This window comes from Idiomarina aquatica (assembly GCF_003987185.1).
GTDB classification, from domain to species: domain Bacteria; phylum Pseudomonadota; class Gammaproteobacteria; order Enterobacterales; family Alteromonadaceae; genus Idiomarina; species Idiomarina aquatica.
The window spans coordinates 134,213-155,988 of the sequence record NZ_PIPS01000004.1; the positions used below are offsets into that span (position 1 = coordinate 134,213).

At 48.4% G+C, this 21,776-nt stretch carries 17 protein-coding genes; 11 read left to right on the forward strand and 6 right to left on the reverse strand.

Going from position 1 to position 21,776, the window contains the following annotated elements; translation table 11 throughout:
- Window positions 1-15: 15 nt before the first annotated feature.
- Entirely contained in the window at window positions 16-693 is a 678-nt protein-coding gene (locus tag CWE23_RS11700; RefSeq protein ID WP_126820342.1) for a DNA-3-methyladenine glycosylase I, read from the reverse strand.
- 95 nt (window positions 694-788) lie between these two features.
- Here CWE23_RS11700 and CWE23_RS11705 point away from each other — a divergent pair, with 95 nt between their 5' ends.
- On the forward strand, window positions 789-1,067 hold the full coding sequence (locus CWE23_RS11705; RefSeq protein ID WP_105307453.1) for a peptidylprolyl isomerase: 279 nt from the start codon (window positions 789-791) through the stop codon (window positions 1,065-1,067).
- Between the two features lie 20 nt (window positions 1,068-1,087).
- Here CWE23_RS11705 and CWE23_RS11710 read toward each other — a convergent pair whose 3' ends face one another.
- Window positions 1,088-1,531, reverse strand: coding sequence for a YaiI/YqxD family protein (locus CWE23_RS11710; RefSeq protein ID WP_105307454.1), 444 nt, complete (start codon window positions 1,529-1,531; stop codon window positions 1,088-1,090).
- A 141-nt stretch (window positions 1,532-1,672) separates the two neighbouring features.
- On the opposite strand from CWE23_RS11710, the gene CWE23_RS11715 reads away from it, so the two are divergent.
- Entirely contained in the window at window positions 1,673-2,560 is an 888-nt protein-coding gene (locus CWE23_RS11715) for a sensor domain-containing diguanylate cyclase (RefSeq protein ID WP_105307455.1), read from the forward strand.
- A 26-nt stretch (window positions 2,561-2,586) separates the two neighbouring features.
- Here CWE23_RS11715 and CWE23_RS11720 read toward each other — a convergent pair whose 3' ends face one another.
- Complete coding sequence (locus tag CWE23_RS11720; protein WP_105307456.1) at window positions 2,587-4,452, reverse strand: DUF885 domain-containing protein; 1,866 nt, start codon at window positions 4,450-4,452, stop codon at window positions 2,587-2,589.
- Between the two features lie 94 nt (window positions 4,453-4,546).
- Complete coding sequence (locus CWE23_RS11725; RefSeq protein WP_126820343.1) at window positions 4,547-5,923, reverse strand: alpha/beta hydrolase family protein; 1,377 nt, start codon at window positions 5,921-5,923, stop codon at window positions 4,547-4,549.
- 175 nt (window positions 5,924-6,098) lie between these two features.
- On the opposite strand from CWE23_RS11725, the gene CWE23_RS11730 reads away from it, so the two are divergent.
- The 9 genes from CWE23_RS11730 (at window position 6,099) to CWE23_RS11770 (ending at window position 19,342) form a co-directional block, all read left to right on the forward strand.
- Window positions 6,099-7,148, forward strand: a complete 1,050-nt coding sequence (locus CWE23_RS11730) for a sodium:calcium antiporter (RefSeq protein WP_105307458.1) — start codon at window positions 6,099-6,101, stop codon at window positions 7,146-7,148.
- 237 nt (window positions 7,149-7,385) lie between these two features.
- A complete protein-coding gene (locus CWE23_RS11735) occupies window positions 7,386-10,094 on the forward strand; it encodes a TonB-dependent receptor (protein WP_105307459.1) in 2,709 nt (902 codons plus the stop codon).
- Window positions 10,095-10,369: 275 nt separating this feature from the next.
- Entirely contained in the window at window positions 10,370-12,727 is a 2,358-nt protein-coding gene (locus CWE23_RS11740; RefSeq protein ID WP_241970632.1) for a glycoside hydrolase family 3 protein, read from the forward strand.
- Between the two features lie 62 nt (window positions 12,728-12,789).
- On the forward strand, window positions 12,790-13,848 hold the full coding sequence (locus tag CWE23_RS11745) for a sensor histidine kinase (protein WP_126820345.1): 1,059 nt from the start codon (window positions 12,790-12,792) through the stop codon (window positions 13,846-13,848).
- Window positions 13,845-14,648 (forward strand): LytR/AlgR family response regulator transcription factor, encoded by an 804-nt coding sequence (locus tag CWE23_RS11750; protein ID WP_105307462.1) that lies wholly within the window; start codon window positions 13,845-13,847, stop codon window positions 14,646-14,648. Before CWE23_RS11745 ends, CWE23_RS11750 begins: the two co-directional genes overlap by 4 nt.
- A 146-nt stretch (window positions 14,649-14,794) precedes the next feature.
- The gene (locus tag CWE23_RS11755) at window positions 14,795-15,430 is read left to right on the forward strand and encodes a DUF2975 domain-containing protein (RefSeq protein ID WP_126820346.1); all 636 of its coding nucleotides are present in this window, start codon (window positions 14,795-14,797) and stop codon (window positions 15,428-15,430) included.
- Window positions 15,430-15,642, forward strand: coding sequence for a helix-turn-helix domain-containing protein (locus CWE23_RS11760; protein WP_105307464.1), 213 nt, complete (start codon window positions 15,430-15,432; stop codon window positions 15,640-15,642). The genes CWE23_RS11755 and CWE23_RS11760 overlap by 1 nt, the downstream gene beginning before the upstream one ends.
- Entirely contained in the window at window positions 15,639-16,913 is a 1,275-nt protein-coding gene (locus tag CWE23_RS11765) for a serine hydrolase domain-containing protein (protein WP_126820347.1), read from the forward strand. Before CWE23_RS11760 ends, CWE23_RS11765 begins: the two co-directional genes overlap by 4 nt.
- 167 nt (window positions 16,914-17,080) lie before the next feature.
- Window positions 17,081-19,342 (forward strand): serine hydrolase domain-containing protein, encoded by a 2,262-nt coding sequence (locus tag CWE23_RS11770; RefSeq protein ID WP_275046269.1) that lies wholly within the window; start codon window positions 17,081-17,083, stop codon window positions 19,340-19,342.
- Window positions 19,343-19,377: 35 nt separating this feature from the next.
- Here the strand turns inward: CWE23_RS11770 and CWE23_RS11775 are convergent, their stop codons facing one another.
- Window positions 19,378-19,674, reverse strand: a complete 297-nt coding sequence (locus CWE23_RS11775; protein WP_071462112.1) for a hypothetical protein — start codon at window positions 19,672-19,674, stop codon at window positions 19,378-19,380.
- Window positions 19,675-20,219: 545 nt separating this feature from the next.
- On the reverse strand, window positions 20,220-21,353 hold the full coding sequence (locus CWE23_RS11780; protein WP_126820349.1) for a hypothetical protein: 1,134 nt from the start codon (window positions 21,351-21,353) through the stop codon (window positions 20,220-20,222).
- Window positions 21,354-21,776: the final 423 nt, after the last annotated feature.

Genomic DNA, 21,776 nt, shown 5'->3' on the forward strand with positions numbered 1-21,776 from the left:
TTCTGTGACGTGCATCTACCCTACACTGTAGGACAAAATTCGGGAAATGTGGCTGCGGGGTAAGCCTGTTTTTTCATGCCAGTGATTGATTGCGGTCTGCACCTGCCGGAGCCCTTTCTGGCTGGTGACTGACGCATCCAGTAAGCGATAGTTAGCGAGCGCCCTGACAACATCAGGTGAGGTTACAAAACCGTCCCAACCCAGCATTCGTAACGCGTACTGCGAGGTGTTACCACCTAGCCTTGCGCCGTTTTTCTTTAACAACAATAATAGCCCAACCTGATCGCTATTAGGCCACTGCGCCAAAAAGCGTCCAAAACTGCCATACTCTTCGCCGACCTCGACGATCATTCGGGCATTAATCGGCACCGTTATAATTTTTTGAAAATTACGGACAATACGTTCGTCGTTTGCCAACGCTTCAAGACGCTCCGGCGGCACTTGTTGCCAGTACAGCGGCACAAAACCACTGAAGGCCTGTTCAAATTGCGGCCATTTATTATCAATAACCTGCCACACAAAGCCAGCGCGGAAAATGCATCGAGTGAGCAGTGATAAAACGCGATCGTCTGTTAACTGCATCAATTGTTCATCAGACGCCAATGTTGGCATTTGAGCAAGCATATTCTGCTCGCCGCCTTTGCGTTCGCACGCGCGGTCATAAAATATCGAGAAATCTGGGATTTTAGCCATGGTTAGATCCGCTCTGTCATCCGACTGAATAAACGATGCTATCACCTTTTAGGTTCAAAATTGTTAAACTAGCGCATGCATTATAAGGAGGCATCATGGCACGCGCACACGCTCTACACATATTAGTACAAACCAAAGATGAAGCAGAAGATCTTAAGAAACAGCTAGCCGGCGGCGCTAAATTTGCCGATTTGGCACGTAAACACTCACTTTGCCCTTCCGGCAAAAAAGGCGGTGACCTGGGTGAATTCCGACGTGGCGAAATGGTACCGGCCTTCGACAAGGTTGTGTTCGGTAAACCGACACTGGAAGTTCACGGCCCGGTAAAAACGGCCTTTGGCTGGCATCTGATTAAAACGCTTTCCCGAGGCTAACCACGCCATTTGGCGCGCCGTTAAACGCGCGCCAAAATTTTATCCAGTTCATTAGCAAACTGCATACGGTCGCGTTGGTGCAACGGCGGTGGGCCACCGGTGTGTTCACCACTACTGCGCATGGTGTCCATAAAGTCGCGCATATTCAGTCGCGAGCCGATGTTACTCTTAGTGAATAATTCACCTCGCGGGCTTAACGCCAGCCCATCTTTTTTAATCACATCAGCGGCCAACGGAATGTCCGCCGTGATCACCAAGTCACCCGGCTGACAACGTTCAGCAATTTCGTTATCCGCAACATCAAAACCGGACGATACCTGCATGGTGCGAATCCATTTCGACGGCGGTACACGCAACGGCTGATTGGCCACCAAAATCAGTGGCAGTTGCTTGCGCTCAGCCGCTCGATACAAAATGTCTTTAATAACCGTAGGACACGCGTCGGCGTCGACCCAAATCTTCATCGTTGCTCCGTTGTCTCGAATAACCACAGTAAGTGTGAGCAAAAAAGCATTTTCTGTGCTAAAAAGCCCATAGAACATGCTTTTAATTCATTCCCTGCAGTGTATCGCTGTCGGAACAAATGGCAACTTTATCGTACTACTATGATCACAAGCTCGTTTGCTGATATTGCTGAATACATGGATCTTCTGCTCGATGCCATCTGCGTCGTCGATGAGCACAGCCGTTTCCATTATCTCAGTCCCGGTGCTGAACGGGTTTTCGGTTACCACCCCGACGAAATGGTTGGTCGCTCCATGCTTGACTTTATTCATCCCGACGACCGCTTGATGACTCAAAAAACCGCACACCGGGTTAATCACGGCGGGGAGGTGACACACTTCGAGAACCGTTATCTCCGTAAAGATGGCTCCGTTGTGCACATTTTATGGTCGGCGCGGTGGTCCGAACGCGATCAGATGCGTGTCGGTGTCGCCCGTGATATCTCCGGCCAAAAACAGTTAGAAGCCGAACGAGAACGTCTGATCAAGCGGCTTGAGCAAATGGCGCTAACGGATGCTTTGACCGGATTACCCAACCGCGTATTGTTGTATGATCGTATTAAAACGGCAACCACTCGGGCGCAGCGTGACGGCAATGATATCGGCCTGCTGTATCTGGATCTGGATCGCTTTAAGCACATAAACGACACCTATGGGCATGCAACCGGTGATGAATTATTAAAAGCTGCGGGCTTGCGCATTCAAAGCGCCATTCGAGCAACGGACAGCGTCGCACGTATTGGCGGTGATGAATTCGTGGTGTTGGTGGATGCCATTGATACGCCGGACGCGTTAACGGCAGTGGCAGACAAGATCCATGATGCCTTATGTCAACCGTTACAACTTCCGCACGGTGAAGACATTATTACCGCCAGTATCGGCATCGCCAGGTGGCCGGAGCATGGCCATACCATCGAGCAATTACTGCACCATGCCGACCAGGCTATGTATCGCGCCAAGCGTAATGGCGGCAACCGCGTTGCTGTCTAAGCAGCAACGCGGCTCACTCGGTTTACTTAAGCGCTTTTCTTCTCGCTAATGTAGTCATTAACGAACTGCTCAAGGATGTTTAACGGTACCGGACCACTGCCAAGCACAACATCGTGGAATTCACGGATATCGAACTTATCGCCAAGCTCCGTTTTCGCTTTCTCACGCAACTCCAAAATCTTATTCATACCAATTTTGTAAGCTGTTGCCTGACTTGGCATGACGATATGACGTTCGACCATTTTCACCGCATCCGATTTTGCATTTGGCGTATTGGTCACATAAAAGTCGATACCTTCTTCACGCGTCCATTTCTTCGCATGAATGCCGGTGTCCACAACCAAACGCACCGCACGCCATAACTCCATCGCTAAACGACCAAAGTCCGAATACGGGTCTTTATACAGCCCAATTTCTTTTGGCAGCTTCTCGGTATAAAGTCCCCAGCCTTCGCTGTAGGCTGTATAGCGTCCGAAGCGACGGAATTTAGGAATGCCTTCCAGCTCTTGTTGAATCGCGATTTGCATGTGGTGACCCGGAATACCTTCATGGTAAGCCAGTGCTTCCATCTGGTAAGTCGGCATGGCCGCCATATCATAAAGGTTGGCATAGTAAGTACCCGGACGCGTTCCATCCATCGACGGTTGTTGATAAAACGCTTTACCCGCCGATTTTTCACGGAAAGGTTCAACCGCTTTCACAATTAAACCCGCTTTCGGTTTGTTAATGAACAACTCGTCCAGACGACCACGCATGTTATCAATGTATGCGGTTGCTTCGTCCAGGTAGCGTTTACGCCCCTCTTCGGTATTCGGATAAATAAAGTCTTCATTGTTGCGCATGTGCACAAAGAATTCCTGCAACGTGCCTTCAAAGCCAACGTCTTTCATGATGCCGCGCATTTCCTCGTGGATGCGCTCAACTTCACTCAAGCCGATCTGATGAATCTCGTCGGCCGTCAGGTCGGTCGTTGTTGTGCGCTGCAAGGCATTATTGTAAAACGCTTCACCTTCCGGGAATTTCCAGGCACCGTCTTTGGTGTCCGCTTGCTCGGCAATCGCTTCTACCGACGCGATGAGGTTCTCGTAGGCCGGCTTCACGGATTCCAGCATGGCTTTTTCAGCCGCTGCCAGAAGCGCATCACGCTGGTCTTCTTCGATTTCCAGGTTTTCAACTTTTTTCGTAAAGTCAGCCCAAAGCGCGCTCGCTTCACCATCGTCAAATGGCGCGCCGGTAATGATGTTTTTGCTGTCGCTGATCACATACGGGTAGACGAATTTCGGCGCGATTATGCCTTTCTCGGCACGCAGCTCAAGGTTCTCCCCTAGCTGCTCAAATAACGCCGGAAGGCCGTTAAGACGCGCAATATAATCTTCGGCATCATCCACCGAGCTAATGCCATGCTGGTTAATCAGCAACGACGCTACGCTCGAATGCAGGCCAAACATTTGGTTTACCGGGTAGTTATAATGACGCCATTTGAAATCGGCAATCTCGTTTTCCAGCTTCTGCTTCATCAGCATCCAGCTGATCTTGGTCTGCTCATCAAGCTTCGACTCATCGATCGCAAGCACTTGTTGCAAATGCTTTTTCTGCAGCGCTAAGTCTTCTTGCGCCTGCTCTTCAGAAATATCATCCCACTTGTCCTGATCGTCTTTAATACCCAAATACGACTGATACATCGGGCTGCGCATGACATTTTCCATAAAAATGTCTTCGAATAACTGGTTCGCTTTTTCCGACTCACTTTGCTGCGTTTCTTGCTGAGCCGGCTCGGCCGCTGTTTGTTGCTCAGCCGTGGCCGACGTCGCTTCTTGTTTGCTTGCCTCTGAACAGGCGGTTGTCATCAGCACCAGCGACACCGCCAGCGCAATTCGTTTGTATTCGAACATGTGTCATCTCCTATCAGTTTGCCAACTTGATAACCGTTACGCCGCGGGATGTCAACGCAAGGGCGACCGCAGGGGCGATTGTTACGTTGGGCGGTTAACGCAAGCGCCTAATCCAGGCCGCAATGTCAGTACTTAGGTTCTCGTCAAATCCTTCCGGTAGCTCTGCGTATAACTCAATGTTGCCATCCGTTGTCGGTTGCAGCATATGATTATAGTTAGCCAACATCTTTACCTTAGTAGCGGGATGACGGCAAGAGGCTAGCGCCTGCTCGAGGCCGGCAACGTTTTCAACCGCCGGCACTTGCACATCCTTATCCCCGTTTAGTATCAAAGCAGGAACGCAGACTCGTTGCCAATGCTGGGTGGGGTCCGTCGCCAAAATTGAAAATAACGCCTTATCGTTCACATTATCGACGGCCAGCGTATAAGTGTCTGCTCCGTATTGCTGATAGACGTCTCGCTGCTGCTCGCTCAGCGACGCCAACCATGCTTTGGCCTGTTGCTCCCGAGCCTTATCATCCGGCGCATTAAGCACAATCGCATAATACTCCCGTGCGATCTGCTGCAGCACTTCAGCCTGTTCTGCGGAAGCGCCACGCGCCATCGACTCGGTTTTATCCTGCAAGACAATGGCATCGATACCATTAAGTCCGACGCCACCCAGTGAGATCACAAAATCGGCATTGACCTCAGCCAGCGCCATCGCGACCACTGTTGCCCCCTCACTGTGACCAACAAAACCAATTTTTTCCGGGTTGATCGCCTTCATGCTACGAATCAACTGGTACGCTGCCTGGATATCCTGCGCATACTGCTCAACCGTTGCCTGTGTATAATCGCCGCCAGAACGTCTGACGCCTCGCTTATCGAAGGTAAACAGCGCAATACCCTGTTTCGCCAGTTCAATACCAAAGTTACGGTAGGGCTTTTTGCCGGCAAAAGAGCCATCACGATCGCTCGCACCGCTGCCGCCGGAGAGAATAACCACCGGCGCTTGCGGTTGATTCACCGGCTGATACAAGGTGCCGCTCAACCACGAACCATCAGCGGACTGGAAACGCAGCTCATCAAGCTCTGTGACGCCTTCGGGCAGAGAAGCCAAATAATCATCATGGGTCAGGCTTTGAGTCGGGCATAACTCAACCGGCAACGCCATACCCTGATTGAGCGCTCCGGCCAGGCAACCTTCATTATTTGGCTGTAACTGCAATGCCGCGCCCAGCGTCGGTAACTGCATTGATAACGTGTTCACCGTTTGACGGAATGCAGTGACCGGAATGTTCTGTACACCTTGCGCCGGACTTCTCACGTTAGCCGTTGTAGTATGAGGGGTTTTAAACACCTCGAGTTCTAATGGCATCTGCTGGCCATTCGGCAACGCAACATGTCCAGCCCATTTTAAGTGTTCATCCTGCGCTACCGTTGCAAACGTCATGGGTATCAGTAACGCGGCAATACAAAATCTAATCATCACAGTCTCCGGTCTACCAGCCCCGTTTGAAACAACAAGGCGATCTGTTGCGGAGTATAGCGACGGTACGGTTGTTCGCCAGTGAAATTTTTTATGCTGACCTCGTTCATCAGAGCGAGTCGATGCCGTTGGACTCGCCAATTTTGATTACTATACTGAAGCAATCAGCCGTCGTATGGGAAATGGCTATTTGTTAAACCCTGAGAATTGGACACTACTTCAAGGCGTGGCCGTATTTGGGCTCTGTGCCCTCGTCATTGCCATTGCCGGTACTCGTATTACACGCATTGTTGATCAGCTTGCCGACCGCACAGGGATCGGAGAAGCGGCAGCAGGTGCCGTGTTGCTGGGTGCAACAACCTCACTGGGGGGATCGGTATTGTCGGTGACCGCTGCCTGGAACGGTAATGCCGATTTGGCGCTCAGTAATGCCCTTGGCGGCATTGCGGTGCAAACCTTTTTCCTGGCAGTGGCCGATATGGTCTATCGCCGCGCGAACCTCGAGCATGCCGCAGCGTCAGCGCCGAACATGATGCAAAACGCACTGCTCATCATGCTGCTGTCGCTGATTCTGATGACCCCGCTGTTACCTAACGTCACGATCTGGAACATACACCCGGTCACGCCGCTACTTTTTCTGGTTTATGTCTACGGTATTACCCTTGTGCATCGCGCGCACCATGCGCCTATGTGGGCGCCAACACAAACTCGGGAAACCCGTGAGGACAAGCCGGACGATATTAGCCAAATGCCGCCGATGGTGCGGCTGGTCAGCGAGTTTTTTGTGCTGTTTGTGGTATTGGGTTTTGCCGGCTATTTACTGGAACCTTCCGCCTCTGTGATCGCCGCCGAAACCGGGCTGACCCATACTGTGGTGGGTGTAATGCTAACCGCCATTAGTACCTCCACACCGGAGTTGGTCACATCAGTCGCTGCCGTTCGCCGTGGCGCCTTAACGCTCGCAGTCGGCGGCATCATTGGTGGCAACGCATTTGATACGTTATTTACCGCCGCGTCGGATATCGCCTACCGTAACGGCTCAATTTATCACTCGATGACCGACGACATCTTATTCTGGCTTTGTCTTACCCTGTTAATGTCCGCCGTTTTGCTCATGGGGCTGATTCGGCGAGAGCGCCAGGGTCCGGGTCGTATTGGCCTCGAAAGCCTGCTGATAACGCTACTTTATATGGGTGGTGTGTGGCTGATGTTCAGCCAGGTTTAACGTTTAAAGTCCCGTTATCCCCCGCTTAACCTTTTATACAATATGTGTAAATTTTGTGACAGGTCTGCACGGGTCATAGCGTTTACCACTCGCATTATCGAAAGCCAATATTCCCACCCAGTAGAACTGTGTAATTTGTTAACAATACGTGATGTATCCGTAGGCAGTATCCAGCACTTAAAACACCTAAGTAGGTATCGCAAGTACCCGACAATCAAAGGAAAGTGGGAAAGAATAATGGAACGACTTAATGGTATCACCCTCGGCATATTGCTCGCCTGTTCAATGCCAATGCTCGCACAGGCACAACAAGCAGAAGCTCAAAACTCTGACGCTCAAGAACAAAGTGACAATAACGAAAAAGTAGCAACAGAGAGCGGTTTAGAAGTTATTTCGGTGACCGCAACGAAACGAAAAACCAAGTTAATGGAAACCCCGGTTGCAATCTCAGCGCTAAGCGAAGAGGTACTTAAGCAAAATGGCGTAAATAATATTAGAGACATCGCAGACTTAGTTCCTGGTCTGGATATTTCAACCGCAACCGATCAATCAGCCCCTGTTATTTCCATGCGTGGTGTTCGCTCAACAAACATTACTGAGCTGGGTGACCCGGCAGTAGGCGTCCATCTCGACGGTATATACTCACCCCGGATGCAAGGTGCGCTGGCACTGATGTACGACGTTGACCGAATCGAAGCGCTTCGCGGGCCACAAGGAACCTTGTTCGGCCGTAACTCAACCGTCGGCAGCATTAATGTTATCTCTGCAAAACCTGAATTTGGTGAACTATTTGGCAGCGTGAGCGGCGAACTGGGACGATTCAATGCACGTAGCATTGAAGGTTTTATCAACATTCCAGTAAACAGCGAGTTTGCAATCCGCGTTTCTGGTAAAGGACTCAAACGTGATTCGTATCTTGAAGGCTACTGGGATCCGAATCAGTATGACCTACGCCGTTTATCCGATGAGGTTATCAATGCAGAAGTTATCGCCGAAGACTCGTATTCCGGTGTCGGCTCAACACTCACTCAGCGAGAGAACTGGTGGATTGATGGTGCCGGTACCGATCCCGAAAGACAACGCATTAGAGCCCTGACTCGTGCCGGAGCAGATGATTTCTACAACAATGCGAACGAGTATTCTTACCGGGTCAGTGCGCTTTGGGAACCGCTCGATAGCAACTTCTCCAATCACACCGTTTTCCAACAATACATAAATGATAGCGGCAACAACGTTGATCTCGTTAATTGTGAAAAATTATCAGGACGTTCCACCGAGTACGGCGGTGACTGCTCAACGTTTTTACCCAGCGACAATACCTACCAAGCGGTCGTCAACGTACCGGGTGAGCTCAACCTAGACATAACTTACCTTCGAAACACCTTTAACTATACGTTTGACAACGACATGAGTGTCGTGTGGTTGCTCGGCTATGAGGACATGGAACGCGCCTCAGCCCAAGACAGTGAAGTGGCGTTGGATCCATGGGATGGAGCAACCTACTTCCTTGATGGCACTGGCGCAGAATCTTATTCTACCGAGGTGCAGTTGCAGTCGAATGATTACGGTGACTTAGTTTGGATAGCGGGACTGAATTACTTCCATGAACAAACAACCACCTACGGTTATTACGACAACCCCATGGACGACAAGTCATTTTGGGATCAGCCTGATCGCTCTACCGATGCCTACGCGTTGTTTGGCCAAGCCACTTACAATCTAACGCAGAAACTGCACTTAACCTTAGGTTATCGGTTCAGCGACGAAACTAAGGAAGACAAAGGTGGGCGAACCTACCGTTGTTCCAATGCCGACGGTTGCGCACCGGGCTGGCTTAACCGCACGGCACTGAATGATTTACCCGTGGACTACTTCGAAGACCCATCGATTTACGCGTCTTACTTTGCCAATGACAATAAGGGAAGCTGGACACGTAATGACTTTCGCGTTGGGCTTGATTACGACCTAACTGATGCGACCATGATTTACAGTTATGTCGCCTCAGGGTTTAAAGCCGGCGGTATTGGCGATGTGTATGAGGTGGTCAATGACCGAACCGGCGAAACCACCCGCTTTGAGACCCAGTTCGATCCCGAAGAGGTTCTCACCTGGGAGGTGGGAGCTAAGTCAAGCTTGCTGGATAACTCATTAAACCTTCAGGCGGTGTTCTTCTATACGGATTACACCGATATGCAATACGCATCGGTTGGCTCTATTGGCAACGTCGAGCGTTTGTCACCGGTTGAAGGTGAAGATGGTACGCCGATCCTCGATGACGACGGCAACCCGATTCTCGACTACCAAAACCAACCGGTTATTGCCTACTACACACAAAATGTGCCGGGCTCAACCATCAAAGGTATTGAGCTTGAATTTGACTGGAAACCCTACGAAAACGGCCGCGTGAATGGTTATGTTACCTGGACAGATGCCACCATCACGGAAGACTGGATTACCAAATGGGATTACGATCCAGAGTACTTGTTTAACTTATCCTACGAGGAGTCCATCGACCCGACTAATACGTTGCTTACCACCAATTTAAAAGGCAACAACCTGGCGATGACACCAGAGTACACCGCCAATTTAAGTTACACCCACACCGTTAATTTGGGCGATTATGGATACATCCATGGTTGGTTTAACGTGAGTTGGAAGGATGATTCTTATTCAACCATCTGGAACGTCGACAAACATTTGGATGATATGGCGTTTGCAGTGCCGGATGATGCGGTAGCCTACATGGATGACTCACGTGACGCTTTTGCCGTAGTGAATGCCTCACTGAAGTATGAGCCACAAAATCAAAACTGGTTTGCTGAGATCTTTGTCAATAACGCAACCGATGAAGTCATTCAATACTGGAACAATACAACCAAAGGCTTTGCTAAAGGTAGTTTCGGTATGCCGAGATACTACGGCATCCGCGCAGGTATTAAGTTCTAAAAACTCACCCCACCTACCTGCAGTCACTTGAGAAAAGTGATTGCAGGTCACTCGTTAACACCAAATTTAGTCGTTATATCAGCCGAATACCCACGAGGAGAACCTAAATGCTAAAGCGCAAGTTCACTAGAAGATCGATACCCCTATTGGTTTCGATGGGTTTAATGAGTTTTAGCAACCTAGCGTCAGCCCAAACAATAGACTGGTCCTTAGAAAAGCAACCCCAAACCCATAGCACCCGCGTTGAGCAGAAAGTTCAGGAACTCCTGGCAAACATGACGGTTGAACAAAAAGTTGCGCAGATGATTCAACCGGAGATTGGTTACTTGACCGTGGAACAAATGCGCACCTACGGCTTTGGCTCCTATTTGAATGGCGGTAATACCGCCCCCTACGGCAATAAGCAGGCGGATCGAAATACCTGGTTACGATACGCCGATGAAATGCACCAAGCGTCCATCGATGATTCTATCGATGGCAGTTCAATACCCACCATGTGGGGAACCGATGCCATGCATGGTCACAGTAACGTATTTGGTGCAACGCTGTTTCCGCACAATATTGGTTTAGGGGCTACTCGTAATCCCGAGCTGATCAAAATGATAGGTGAGGCAACAGCCAAGGAAGTTGCAGCAACCGGTATTGAATGGAGTTTCTCGCCCACCGTCGCCGTTGCCAGGGATGACCGTTGGGGGAGAGCCTATGAGAGTTACTCGGAAGACCCGGAAGTCGTAAAACAATACGCTAAAGCCGTGGTTGAAGGTATTCAAGGCACCGTCGGCAAAGACTTTTTGAAAGGCTATCATCGGATTGCCACGGCCAAACACTTTATCGGTGATGGCGGAACCACCGCTGGTATCGATCGCGGCGATACTCGCGTTGATGAGGCCGAGCTTCGTGATATTCATGGAGCCGGATACTTTTCGGCGCTTGAGGCGGGTGTGCAGTCGGTAATGGCGTCTTTTAATAGTTGGAATGGCACCCGAGTTCATGGTCACAAGTATTTATTAACCGATGTGCTGAAAAATCAAGTGGGGTTTGACGGGTTTGTCATCAGTGACTGGAACGCACATAAGTTTGTTGACGGATGCGACCTGGAACAATGTGCCGCCGCTATCAATGCCGGTATCGACGTATTAATGGCACCGGAACATTTTGAGGCACTCTATAAAAATACCGTTGCACAAGTAAAATCAGGCGTCATCCCACAAGCACGTATCGACGATGCTGTAACTCGTATTCTCCGGGTTAAAGTACGCTGGGGACTGTTCGAGCGCAACAAGCCATCCTTACGCCCCGAAACCCAGCACGCAGAGTGGTTTAATGCAAAACAGCACCGGGAGCTTGGCGCTCAAGCAGTGCGTGAATCGCTGGTGTTGTTAAAAAATAACAAGCAAGTCCTGCCGATATCTCCTAAAGCCAATATTCTCGTTGCTGGCAAAGGCGCACATAACATCGCTATGCAGGCCGGTGGATGGAGCGTTTCCTGGCAGGGTACTGACAACACCAACGCAGATTTTCCAAATGCGACCTCAATCTACGAGGGTATCGAGCAGCAAGTTGTTGCTGCGGGTGGCTCGGTCACGCTCAGTGAGGACGGCAGCTTTGATGAAAAGCCCGATGTCGCTATCGTCGTCTTTGGCGAGCAGCCTTATGCTGAGTGGTTTGGTGATATTCAATCATTAGATTTTGGCCAGGTGGATAGCGAGAGCTATGCGCTACTTAAACAACTCAACGATCAGGGCATTCCAACGGTTTCCGTGTTTCTGAGTGGACGTCCTTTATGGGTCAATAAAGAACTGAATGTATCCGATGCTTTTGTCGCCGCATGGCTACCTGGTTCGGAAGGGCAAGGCGTAGCCGATGTCATTTTGCGAGATGCCAATGGCGCAATCCAACATGACTTTAAAGGTAAGCTGAGTTTTTCCTGGCCCAAGTATGACGACCAATTCACCTTAAATCGTTATGATGACAATTACGATCCACTGTTTCCGTACGGTTATGGGCTCACCTATGAAAGTGAGCAGCACATTGGCTTACTGAACGAAGAAAAGCGGCTCGCTGACAACCCTTCGGAATCGAACAGCGTTCCGTTGTTTGTACGGAACTTAGCAAAAGGCTGGTACTGGGGTTTTGCAGAGGTTAATAACGCGTTGACACCCATCTCAGGTCCTTCAGGAACCAGTGCTGACAAACAGTCAGTGACAATGCAGTCGGTCAACCTGGCTTATCAGGAAGACGGGCGACGCTTTGTCTGGCATAAAGCCAACACGTCTGTTGCCGCGATCTTAGCCCGAGAAGAGCCGCTTGAATCGCTTACGAATGGCGAAGCTCGTTTTCTGCAGGCAAAAGTCCGTTTCAGCGATAACCTCAGTGAGCCGGTTCGACTGGGTGTGCTATGTCACCAACAACAGTGTACTAACGCAGTGCAGTTAAGGGAGTCGACGCCACAATTGAAACTGGGAGACTGGAATACGCTGGCGATTGAAACAGGATGCGATAATTCGAACCTTAATCAGAAGGCATCGATAATGCTACGCCTGGATAGCTCCGCGCAAGCGAGCTTATCGATTGCTGACGTCGCTTTGGTGAGCAAACCGAGCGAACAAGCCTTGACGGTGCCGTGTAACTAACGCAATCATGATGTGGGCAGCCGAGTTACTGCCCACAGTCGTATGTGATAAGTGAGCCGGTGATGTCAAAATTAGTTGAGCGATTGCGGTTGTTTTGGTTCTGTCAGTTCTGCGGATGGTCTATTTATGCGCTATTGACCGAACTCTTGATCAAACTGCCAAGTGATGAACCGTGGCAGATCCACGTTCCCCATCTGTTGCTTGATGTCAGCTCCGGCTTTCTTATTACAATGGGCCTGCATACGTTTTACAAGCGGGCAAAGCGCTTTGATAAATATACCGTTGCTGCACACGTTATATTGATCATCGTCGCAGCGCTGGTCTGGACACAATTTCAATGGTATGCGTTGCAAGCGCTGTATGGTGGAACATGGGATCCAATGTCATGGTTTGACTTTGGTACCTGGACCAGCGCTTCACTAACCATGCTGTCCGCCTGGACCGCAGTGTATTACAGCATCAAAAACTATCTCGACAACGTAGAGCAACGCGAAAGAGCCGAGCGCGCGACACACCTGGCCAAAGAAGCTCAGCTAAAAATGCTCCGCTATCAATTAAACCCTCACTTCATGTTTAACAGCATCAACGCGATCTGCACGCTTATTCTCAAACATGAAAATGACCGTGCGGTTGATATGTTAGAGCAATTGTGTGATTTCTTACGCTACAGCTTATATACCGATCCGCTAAAAAAGATTCCGGTATCAGAGGAGGCAGCACTGCTTAAGACCTATCTGGAAATTGAGAAAAATCGATTTCAGACGGCGCTGGATGTCTCGATAACAACCGATCCCGATTGCGAAGCAGCCTTGATTCCGCCTTTATTAATACAACCATTGGTCGAAAATGTACTGAAACATGGCATGCTCGCCAATCAAACCATGTCAATTGCCGTTGACTTTAGCGCCAGCCAAGAAGGTATTCACATCCAGGTCACGGATAATGGTAAAGGCTTTGAGGAGCAGTACCATTGCCAACGCGGCATCGGCTTAGACAACTGCCAACAGCGCCTACGACTGACTTATGAGGACGACGCTCAGTTATCTATGGGAAACCGACCCGAAGGGGGTGCTTGGGTGAACATTTTAATACCTCGCGAACTACAAAGTAGCGCCTTATGAAAACATTAAACACGTTATTAGTTGACGATGAACTGAGTGCTATTGAAGGCCTGAAGCTAAGACTCGAACGAGTGGATGGTATTCATATTATTGATATGGTGACCAGTGTCGATGAAGCCATTGAGTGCGTTAAAAATGATCTACCGGATTTAATTTTTCTCGACATTCAAATGCCGGGAAAAAGCGGCTTTGACCTACTCAAGCAATTTCAACCCGAGCAACATCCAGCCATTGTTTTTGTGACCGCATTTCATCAATACGCGGTTCGGGCATTCGAGGTTGAAGCGGTTGATTACTTGCTAAAGCCCGTACGCCAAGCCCGTCTGAATGAGGCCATTGAACGGGTTAGAGCAAGGCGCCCAGATCCGCTGTATAAGCAACAACTACTGACCGCTTCCGATGCCCTGGATGGCAGCCCTGGAGCTGGCTCATCGTCCTCATCCAGCTATCGGGTAGAAAGTGAAAAACTGATCATTACGGATGGACGTAACTCAGGCCAATTCGTGCCCTTTAATGAGATTGTTTGGGTTGATGCCGCCGGTGATTATATGTGTATTCACACGCATAACGAAACCTATGTTATGAGAGCCCGACTTAAGCATTTAGTCGAAAATATATTACCCCCCGAGTTTGTTCGCATTCATAAATCGACAGCCGTCAATATTCGCTACATCAAGCACATCGAGGCGCTCAGAAACTCCGAGTACAGCATTGAACTGACCAATGAAAAAACGCTTAAAGTCAGCCGAACCTATAGCGCCTCCCTGAAAAGTCATTTGTTCTCAGCGGTCGAAAAATAGCTGTTTTCAGCACTCCTTGTTCCATTAGCCTGGATTCGCAATACAGCATCAAACTTAAAGATATTTACGTTTTACGTAAATATTTTATTGCAAAAGATTAATTTTTAGACTAGATTTTGACCATCGTCCAATATCCGAAGCTCGTTATGACAACCACTCATTCATACCGATTAATCAATTTCGCTCTCGTTATTACGGTGATCGCTACCCTAAGTTTAGCCGTTGTCGCCATCATCCTGCCGGCGTTTGGCGAGCATATGCTAACGACTTGGCACATTGAGTTTGCCAGCTCAGCAGGGTCTTATCATGACGTTCTTCCCGCAGGAAAGTGGGGAATAGAGAGCAATCAAGGCACCCTATATATTCAGACATCTGGGTTTGGATTCGCGATCAGCCGTGCACTGACCATTTTATTGATTGGTGGACTGATTAGTTACGCTTTATGCGGTCTACGACAATTCATGAATGACTTGCAAACGGACAGGCCCTTTAAAATCTCCACTCCCACGTTGTTGAAGAAAGTGGCTACCTCGTTTATCGCGCTCGCCGTATTGCTCTACGTCGAAGTCATTATTCGCTTTTATCTGTTTATGCCCGACGCCTTTGAGATTGCTTCCTTCTATGTCACGCATATCAAAGTATCGCCTGCGCATGGCGAGAGCTTTTATATTTTTGGCTCGTTTTATTGGGGCTTGCTTGCTGCCGGGCTATTTCTTTTGGCCATCTCACGAGCATTTACTTTGGGACTGTCACTACAAACCGAAAACGACGAGATTATCTAATGCCAATTATTGTAAACCTAGATGTGATGATGGCTCGTCGGAAAATAAAGATGAAAGATCTTGCCGACGCCATTGGCATCTCACAAACCAACTTGTCGCTGTTAAAAAACAGTCACGTGCGTGGTATCCGTTTTAATACCTTAGAGAAGTTGTGCGAGGTGCTGGATTGCCAACCGGGTGATTTACTTGAATACATTGAGGATAAATCATGAAACGGCTCTCTTTCCTATGGCTGTGCCTGTTCATTTCAGGCTGCCAAAACTACGATGTCGCGACGCTCACCGATATCCCGCCAGACGTTAAGCAAAGCATTCATTCAGCCGTCGACAATCAGCACCGACCCGGTGTTGTTATCGGCTTGGTTAATCCCAAAGGCACCCATTTTTACAGTTATGGCGTGTCGCAAGCGGGAGGATCGCAAAAGCTAACCGATCAGTCACAGTTTGCGGTTGGTTCATTAGCGAAACTCTTTACCGCAGAGCTTTTCGAGACACTCGAAAGGAAAGGCATCGTAACCCGCCAAACGTTGCTTACTGATATTTGGCCAGATGTTAAAGACAACGCCAATACCCGCCTCGCGTACTTACTTAATCACACCGCAGCATTGCCTCGGGATCTATCACACGAAACATTATCCAAAAACAGTACCGAGCATTTGCTCGCAACCCTATCACGTGAAGCAAACCTACCTGCCGATGACTCATACTCCAGTGTTGGCATGGCCATACTTGGGCTGTCGTTGGGTCAAATAACCGACTCAGATTTTAACACGCAACTGAACACAGAAATCCTGACGCCACTTAAACTAAACGAGACGAGCTTTAAACCTCATCCGGACCTTCTCGCCACTCGCCATCAAACCACAATTCCTATCAGCGCCCCTGCCGAGATACCGGATGTTGCCTACGGAGCCGGCGGCCTTTACTCCACCGCCCAGGATTTGATGAGCTTTTTAAAACACGAAATGCAACAACCCGAGCATTTAGGCTGGAAGCACTATCAAAACGACACTTTTGAGGCGTTTTATCATGGTGGAGACGGCAATGGTCACCAGGCATTTATTGCGTTCCGTCCAGACAATCATGTCGGTGTCGTGTTACTGAGTAATTCAACCTCTGACGATGCACTACAGGATATTGCCCTTCATTTCATCGACCCCAGAATGGACTTACCAAACTTTGATCACCGCCCACGTCAACAGTTGCCGGAAGAAACACTGACACTGTATGAGGGAAGCTATCAACTGCAAGATGATGACAGTGGAAACCAAATACAACTGAGTATTTCGGCTAACCGCCTCGTTTATCATGAGCTGGCCCCTGACGGTAGTACCGTTCGACAAACACCACTACACGCAATTGACGCGCAAACCTTTGAATTAGCCGATCTGCCGGTAGTCATTTCATTTAAAGGCGCTACCAATAAGGCTGATGCGACATTACGGTTTGGAGACCAGGCATTTACGATGGTGCGCTTAAATTAGGAGCCGTGACAATGAAAAAGCAGATGCTAATTGCGCTGTTACTGTTAACGATTATCGGAAGTTCCGTTTCAGCCGAACCGATAAAGCACATTCAATCGATTGAACAACAGTTGCTGCCAAATCAATTTTTAGAAGGCCATTTGAAAACCACGTCAATCGCCGAGGTCATGCTGAGTGACAGCATTGCGGGTGTCAGTATGGCCTTTATCGATAACGGGAAAATTGCCTGGCGGCGAACCTACGGCTATGCAGAACTCAGTAAGCTTTCGCCAGTGACACCTCAGACTGTATTCGCCGGCGCCTCACTCAGTAAACCGCTAACAGCAGTCACTGCAATGCAGTTGGTTGACGCCGGCAAGGTCTCTCTGGATGAAGATATAAACAACTATCTAACCTCGTGGCAGTTGCCCGACAATAAGTTCATCAATACCCAGCCAGTAACGCTTCGGCAGCTTATTGGTCACCGCGCAGGGATTAGTAACTACGTACCAGCTCCATACGCAGTCGGTGAAAAAGTGCCCACCGTGACTCAAATGCTGAAAGGCGAATCACCCTATAACGGCCCCGGGATCACACTTTTTTCCAAGCCCGGTGAGCAGTATCACTATTCGAACCCTGGCTATACGATAATTCAACAGCTTATCGAAGATGTCACAAAAACAAGCTTTGAAGCTGCGGTGCAAAACCGGGTATTTGAGCCACTTGATATGGAAAGCAGTTCATTCAGGCAGCCCATACCGGCAAGCCTCAAGGTTCGCCGCGCGACGGGGTATACCGAAGACGTGGCTCCATACCCCTACCAACTTTTCCCTTTTAAAGGCGCTGGCGGCGTTTGGGCAACGCCGACCGACTTGGCCACGTTTACGATGGCTCTCATCGACGATTATCATTCCGATCAAGGTCAATTGGTTTCGCAACAAATTGCCAGGGAGATGTTTACTCGAGACCCGATCCGGCTGGGTTTCAAAAAGCACTACGTTGACGGCTCTAACGATATTATTTTTGACCACTGGGGCAGTATTCCGGGCTTTACCAGCTATATGGTTGGCTCCGTTCAAAACAAACAGGCGTTAGTCATCATGACCAATAGTGATAGTGGTTTTAACTTAATGGCCGCTATTGCCAGAACGGTTGCACAGCAGTATGGCTGGGAGCCCATTCAACCCAAAGTTTACCAACGATATGATATTGATTCTAAGTTGTTTCCCAAGTTAGCCGGGACATTTGGTAAACCAGCGGGTAATGAGGCGCAGCACACTTTTGCAGTGAATAACGACCAGTTGCATTTAACCTTGAATCTTGAAAGTGGCACCACCCCACTCGTTGCTGTCGGTGACTATAAGTTTATCGACCCGGCCTCAAATACCACATTTGAGTTTCTGCCCAGCAAAACGGGTGAAGTGAACTGGGTACGTGTAACCTTAGAAAGCGGTTACAACTACGACCAACCGAGACAGCAGACACTGACAAGTTTTATTCATAAACGTCGGGTTGAGGCTGACGTAGAGGGACTCGCGGTCGCTGTGATTCAGGACGGCGAGGTCGTATTTAATCAAGGTTTTGGTTTAGCTAATAAAGATACTGGCGATAACATCTCATCGCAAACCCTATTTGAAGCGGCGTCTTTATCCAAACCCGTTTTTGCGTATTTTACGTTACTGCAGGCTGAAAAAGGCCTTATCGAACTCGACCAACCGCTTTATAGCTACTTACCCCACCCTGATCTTGCGGAAAATGAATGGCATCAATTAATCACCGCGCGGATGCTTTTAACGCACACCTCAGGTTTGCCCAACTGGCGCTCTAGCGCGAATGGTAAGCTCTCACTGTTGTTCAAGCCCGGTACACAGTTTCAATACTCAAGTGAAGGTTATGAGTATTTAAGACGCGTTCTGCAGAAACGACTAAACGTTGATGACAGTGGGCTGCAGGCTCTAATCGACGAGCAAATAACACATGAAATTGGCGCAGACTTCATTAAATATATCTGGGATAACGAGATAACCGAACGTAAAGCCTTTGGTCACCGCGAGGGCAAGCCAACCGATAATCACAAGCATGATCACAACTTTGGTGCCTCATACAGTCTAATAACCACTGCTGGCGACTACGCTAAATTTATCGCCGATATTTTAGTACCTGACACAGCGGAAAAGCAGAAGGTCGTTGAAGAATTACTTGAGCTCCAAACGAATGTTCCGCATGAAAATGGAAAGCTTCATCGAGCCATAGGCTTCGCTGCCAAGCAAGTCGATGGACGACTGAAATATTATCACTCAGGCAATAACGGGGATTTCCTTTCATACGTAGAGTTCGACCCCACTACTCGAAACGGTGTCGTTATCTTTAACAATTCTGACAAGCTCTTTTCGTCAAATTTGGCGAAAGACATTGTCGATTACGTGAACCGCAACAGAGCATCGCTATGAGTGATTTAAGAGCTCGGATGGTGCGTTTTTATCCGCTAATGCATTGTGTGTTCGTAGCGCGCCTCAATCTGACGTGCAGGCAACTCACCACCCACGATGGGCTTCAACGCGCGCTGTACCTCTGGTACTAACGCGGCCAAAGCCGACAACATCGCTGGCTCACTGACATACTCATCAAACACCAAGGTCACCACCAAGCTCTGTGGAAAGCGCTGATAATTCACCTCGTGCGTGAGCCACACGAAGCCCTCATGCTCAACCTTCGCATCTTCGCAGACCTCGGTCAGCGCACGAATAATGTCACGTTCGGTGTGTTTGTGTTTTGGGGGCATGGTTAAAAAGCCTTGAGGTGATTTATGATACTTTCTGCCTTATCGACACCCCCTTTCGCTAGATAGAGATGCCGATTCTCGGAATGCCTTAGGTTCAAGCGGTGGAATAAACAGCTAAACCCGAAAAGCAAAGACAAGTTACTTTTTACTATACGGACTTGATTGGATTCATCAATGCCTGGCTACGACAACCAAAAACCATTATTCATCGGACACTACTGGATGAAAGGAGAGCCTTGCCTTTAATCCAGCCGTATCGCCTGCGTCGACTGGTCTGTCGCGGCTGGAGGTAAAATGGTCGCCTACCGACTCAATTCGTCTTCGCTAAATAATGACGCCTTTGTTGCAGTTTGAGAAGCGGCGGTAGCTGAGTCGCGCCAAAGGCGCGACCTACTCAATGTTTTGGATCTTCTCATTGATTGAAATTTTAAATACGTGAATTTAAATGCATTTAAGTCAATTTAAGGCACCTGACTATCTTTTTACCCACCAATCTGCCCACCATTTAGATTCTAACTGAATCAGACTAATCAGTTCAGTAAAGATTAGCTTCTTTTATCCTTAAACTCTTTAGTTATCGAGTCAGTTATGGGAGTTTCTTCCATTACCGGGTCTGACTTTTGGCTCGGTTGCGTCTCATTCACTACGCTCTGCTCAAGACCTCTGGCCCGCGCATAATCTGCAGCAACTAACCCCTCTAAATAATTACTGTAGTTGCCTTTTCCACCAGACAGCTTATCAATTAATAGCAACGTATGCCGTGACAGTGAGAAATTCTTTCTCACTCTCGCAGAGGGATCCTGGCGTTCTTTTGCCTTTTGTTTTAGTGCTTTATTAGCTTGTTTTTGAACGCCCTCACGGAATTCCGGGCTACGATCCCAAAGAAAAAACTCCGCATAAATTCGCTCGAATTTAAACTTATCCATACCATCACTTAAGATGCCAGGCATTCGATGGCGCTGCCCAATTTTTGAGTCATTACCTCTTAAGTAAGCCCAAAGCCACTCGAGCAGTTTTTCGTCTGAACCTTTAGCAAAAAGACACCATTTGGAAGCTTTACTGTCATCAATCATTCTTTTCAGATAGCGAATGTAATCTCGTTTAGGTCGTTGATCATGATGCCAAGAAGACACGAAATCTAAAATACTCCACTTCAATGACTGGCGGGAATCGAGAGCTTTAGGTAACTTCATCATGAGGTATGCCTGATTGAATATCGTCAACGGTAAGGAACCCTTTCCAGGCTCAAAAAAAACTGACTCATGCTCTTCATCCGCATCTCTATATTTCTTTAAATCAAATCCGGCTGACTGCTGTGTCGCTTGTTGATCCATTGAGGTCGTCCTTACGATGATGAGCCAAGCTAAATAAAGCAACTCTGCTTCAACGTCTTTCGCTAACAACCAACCTAAATCACTCTCGGAAAGGCCAACCACAAAGTATTTATTATGGTACATCTCAGCGAGACGGGATGTCTCTGTTTGCCTTTGCTCGCTTACACCGAACTCAAGGTCAAAGAAGTTTGTGAGCTTCTCTTTACGCTCCTTTAAATCAGGAGGCGATATTGTCCTATCGATTTTCCCGATCCTAACAAACTCGTTATACAACCATATCCACTGAGCATCACTATGCGGAAGTAACTTTTGTGGAAATTTTACTCGCCCATTATCACCAGACACTTTTACCTCTACATTCAAATCACTAGCTAAATCACATCGAAAAAGCAGACAAGCAACTGCTTTTTTGGAGTGAAAATCACACGCGTTACACAACGAACACATACAGTAAACACACTAAAAACACAAACTATTCACACGAAATACACAAGGGATACACACAAATATTCTTTACTTTTTCGTTCTTTAGACACTGTTTTTATAGGGTCTATCTAGTTAATTGCCCAATCAAGCCTCTTGTACGCTACAGTTTTTTAGATCAATCGACAACACTTCTATATTATCCCAGAACCAACTTATAAGAATCTTAGGCCCCTGCTAACTACTTGAAACGAAAGCACCGTAAATGCCATTCGTTACTAAGTTGGTATTAGTAATATATACAACCCTCACTACTACTGGTTGCATCATTCATTGGTACGTCTA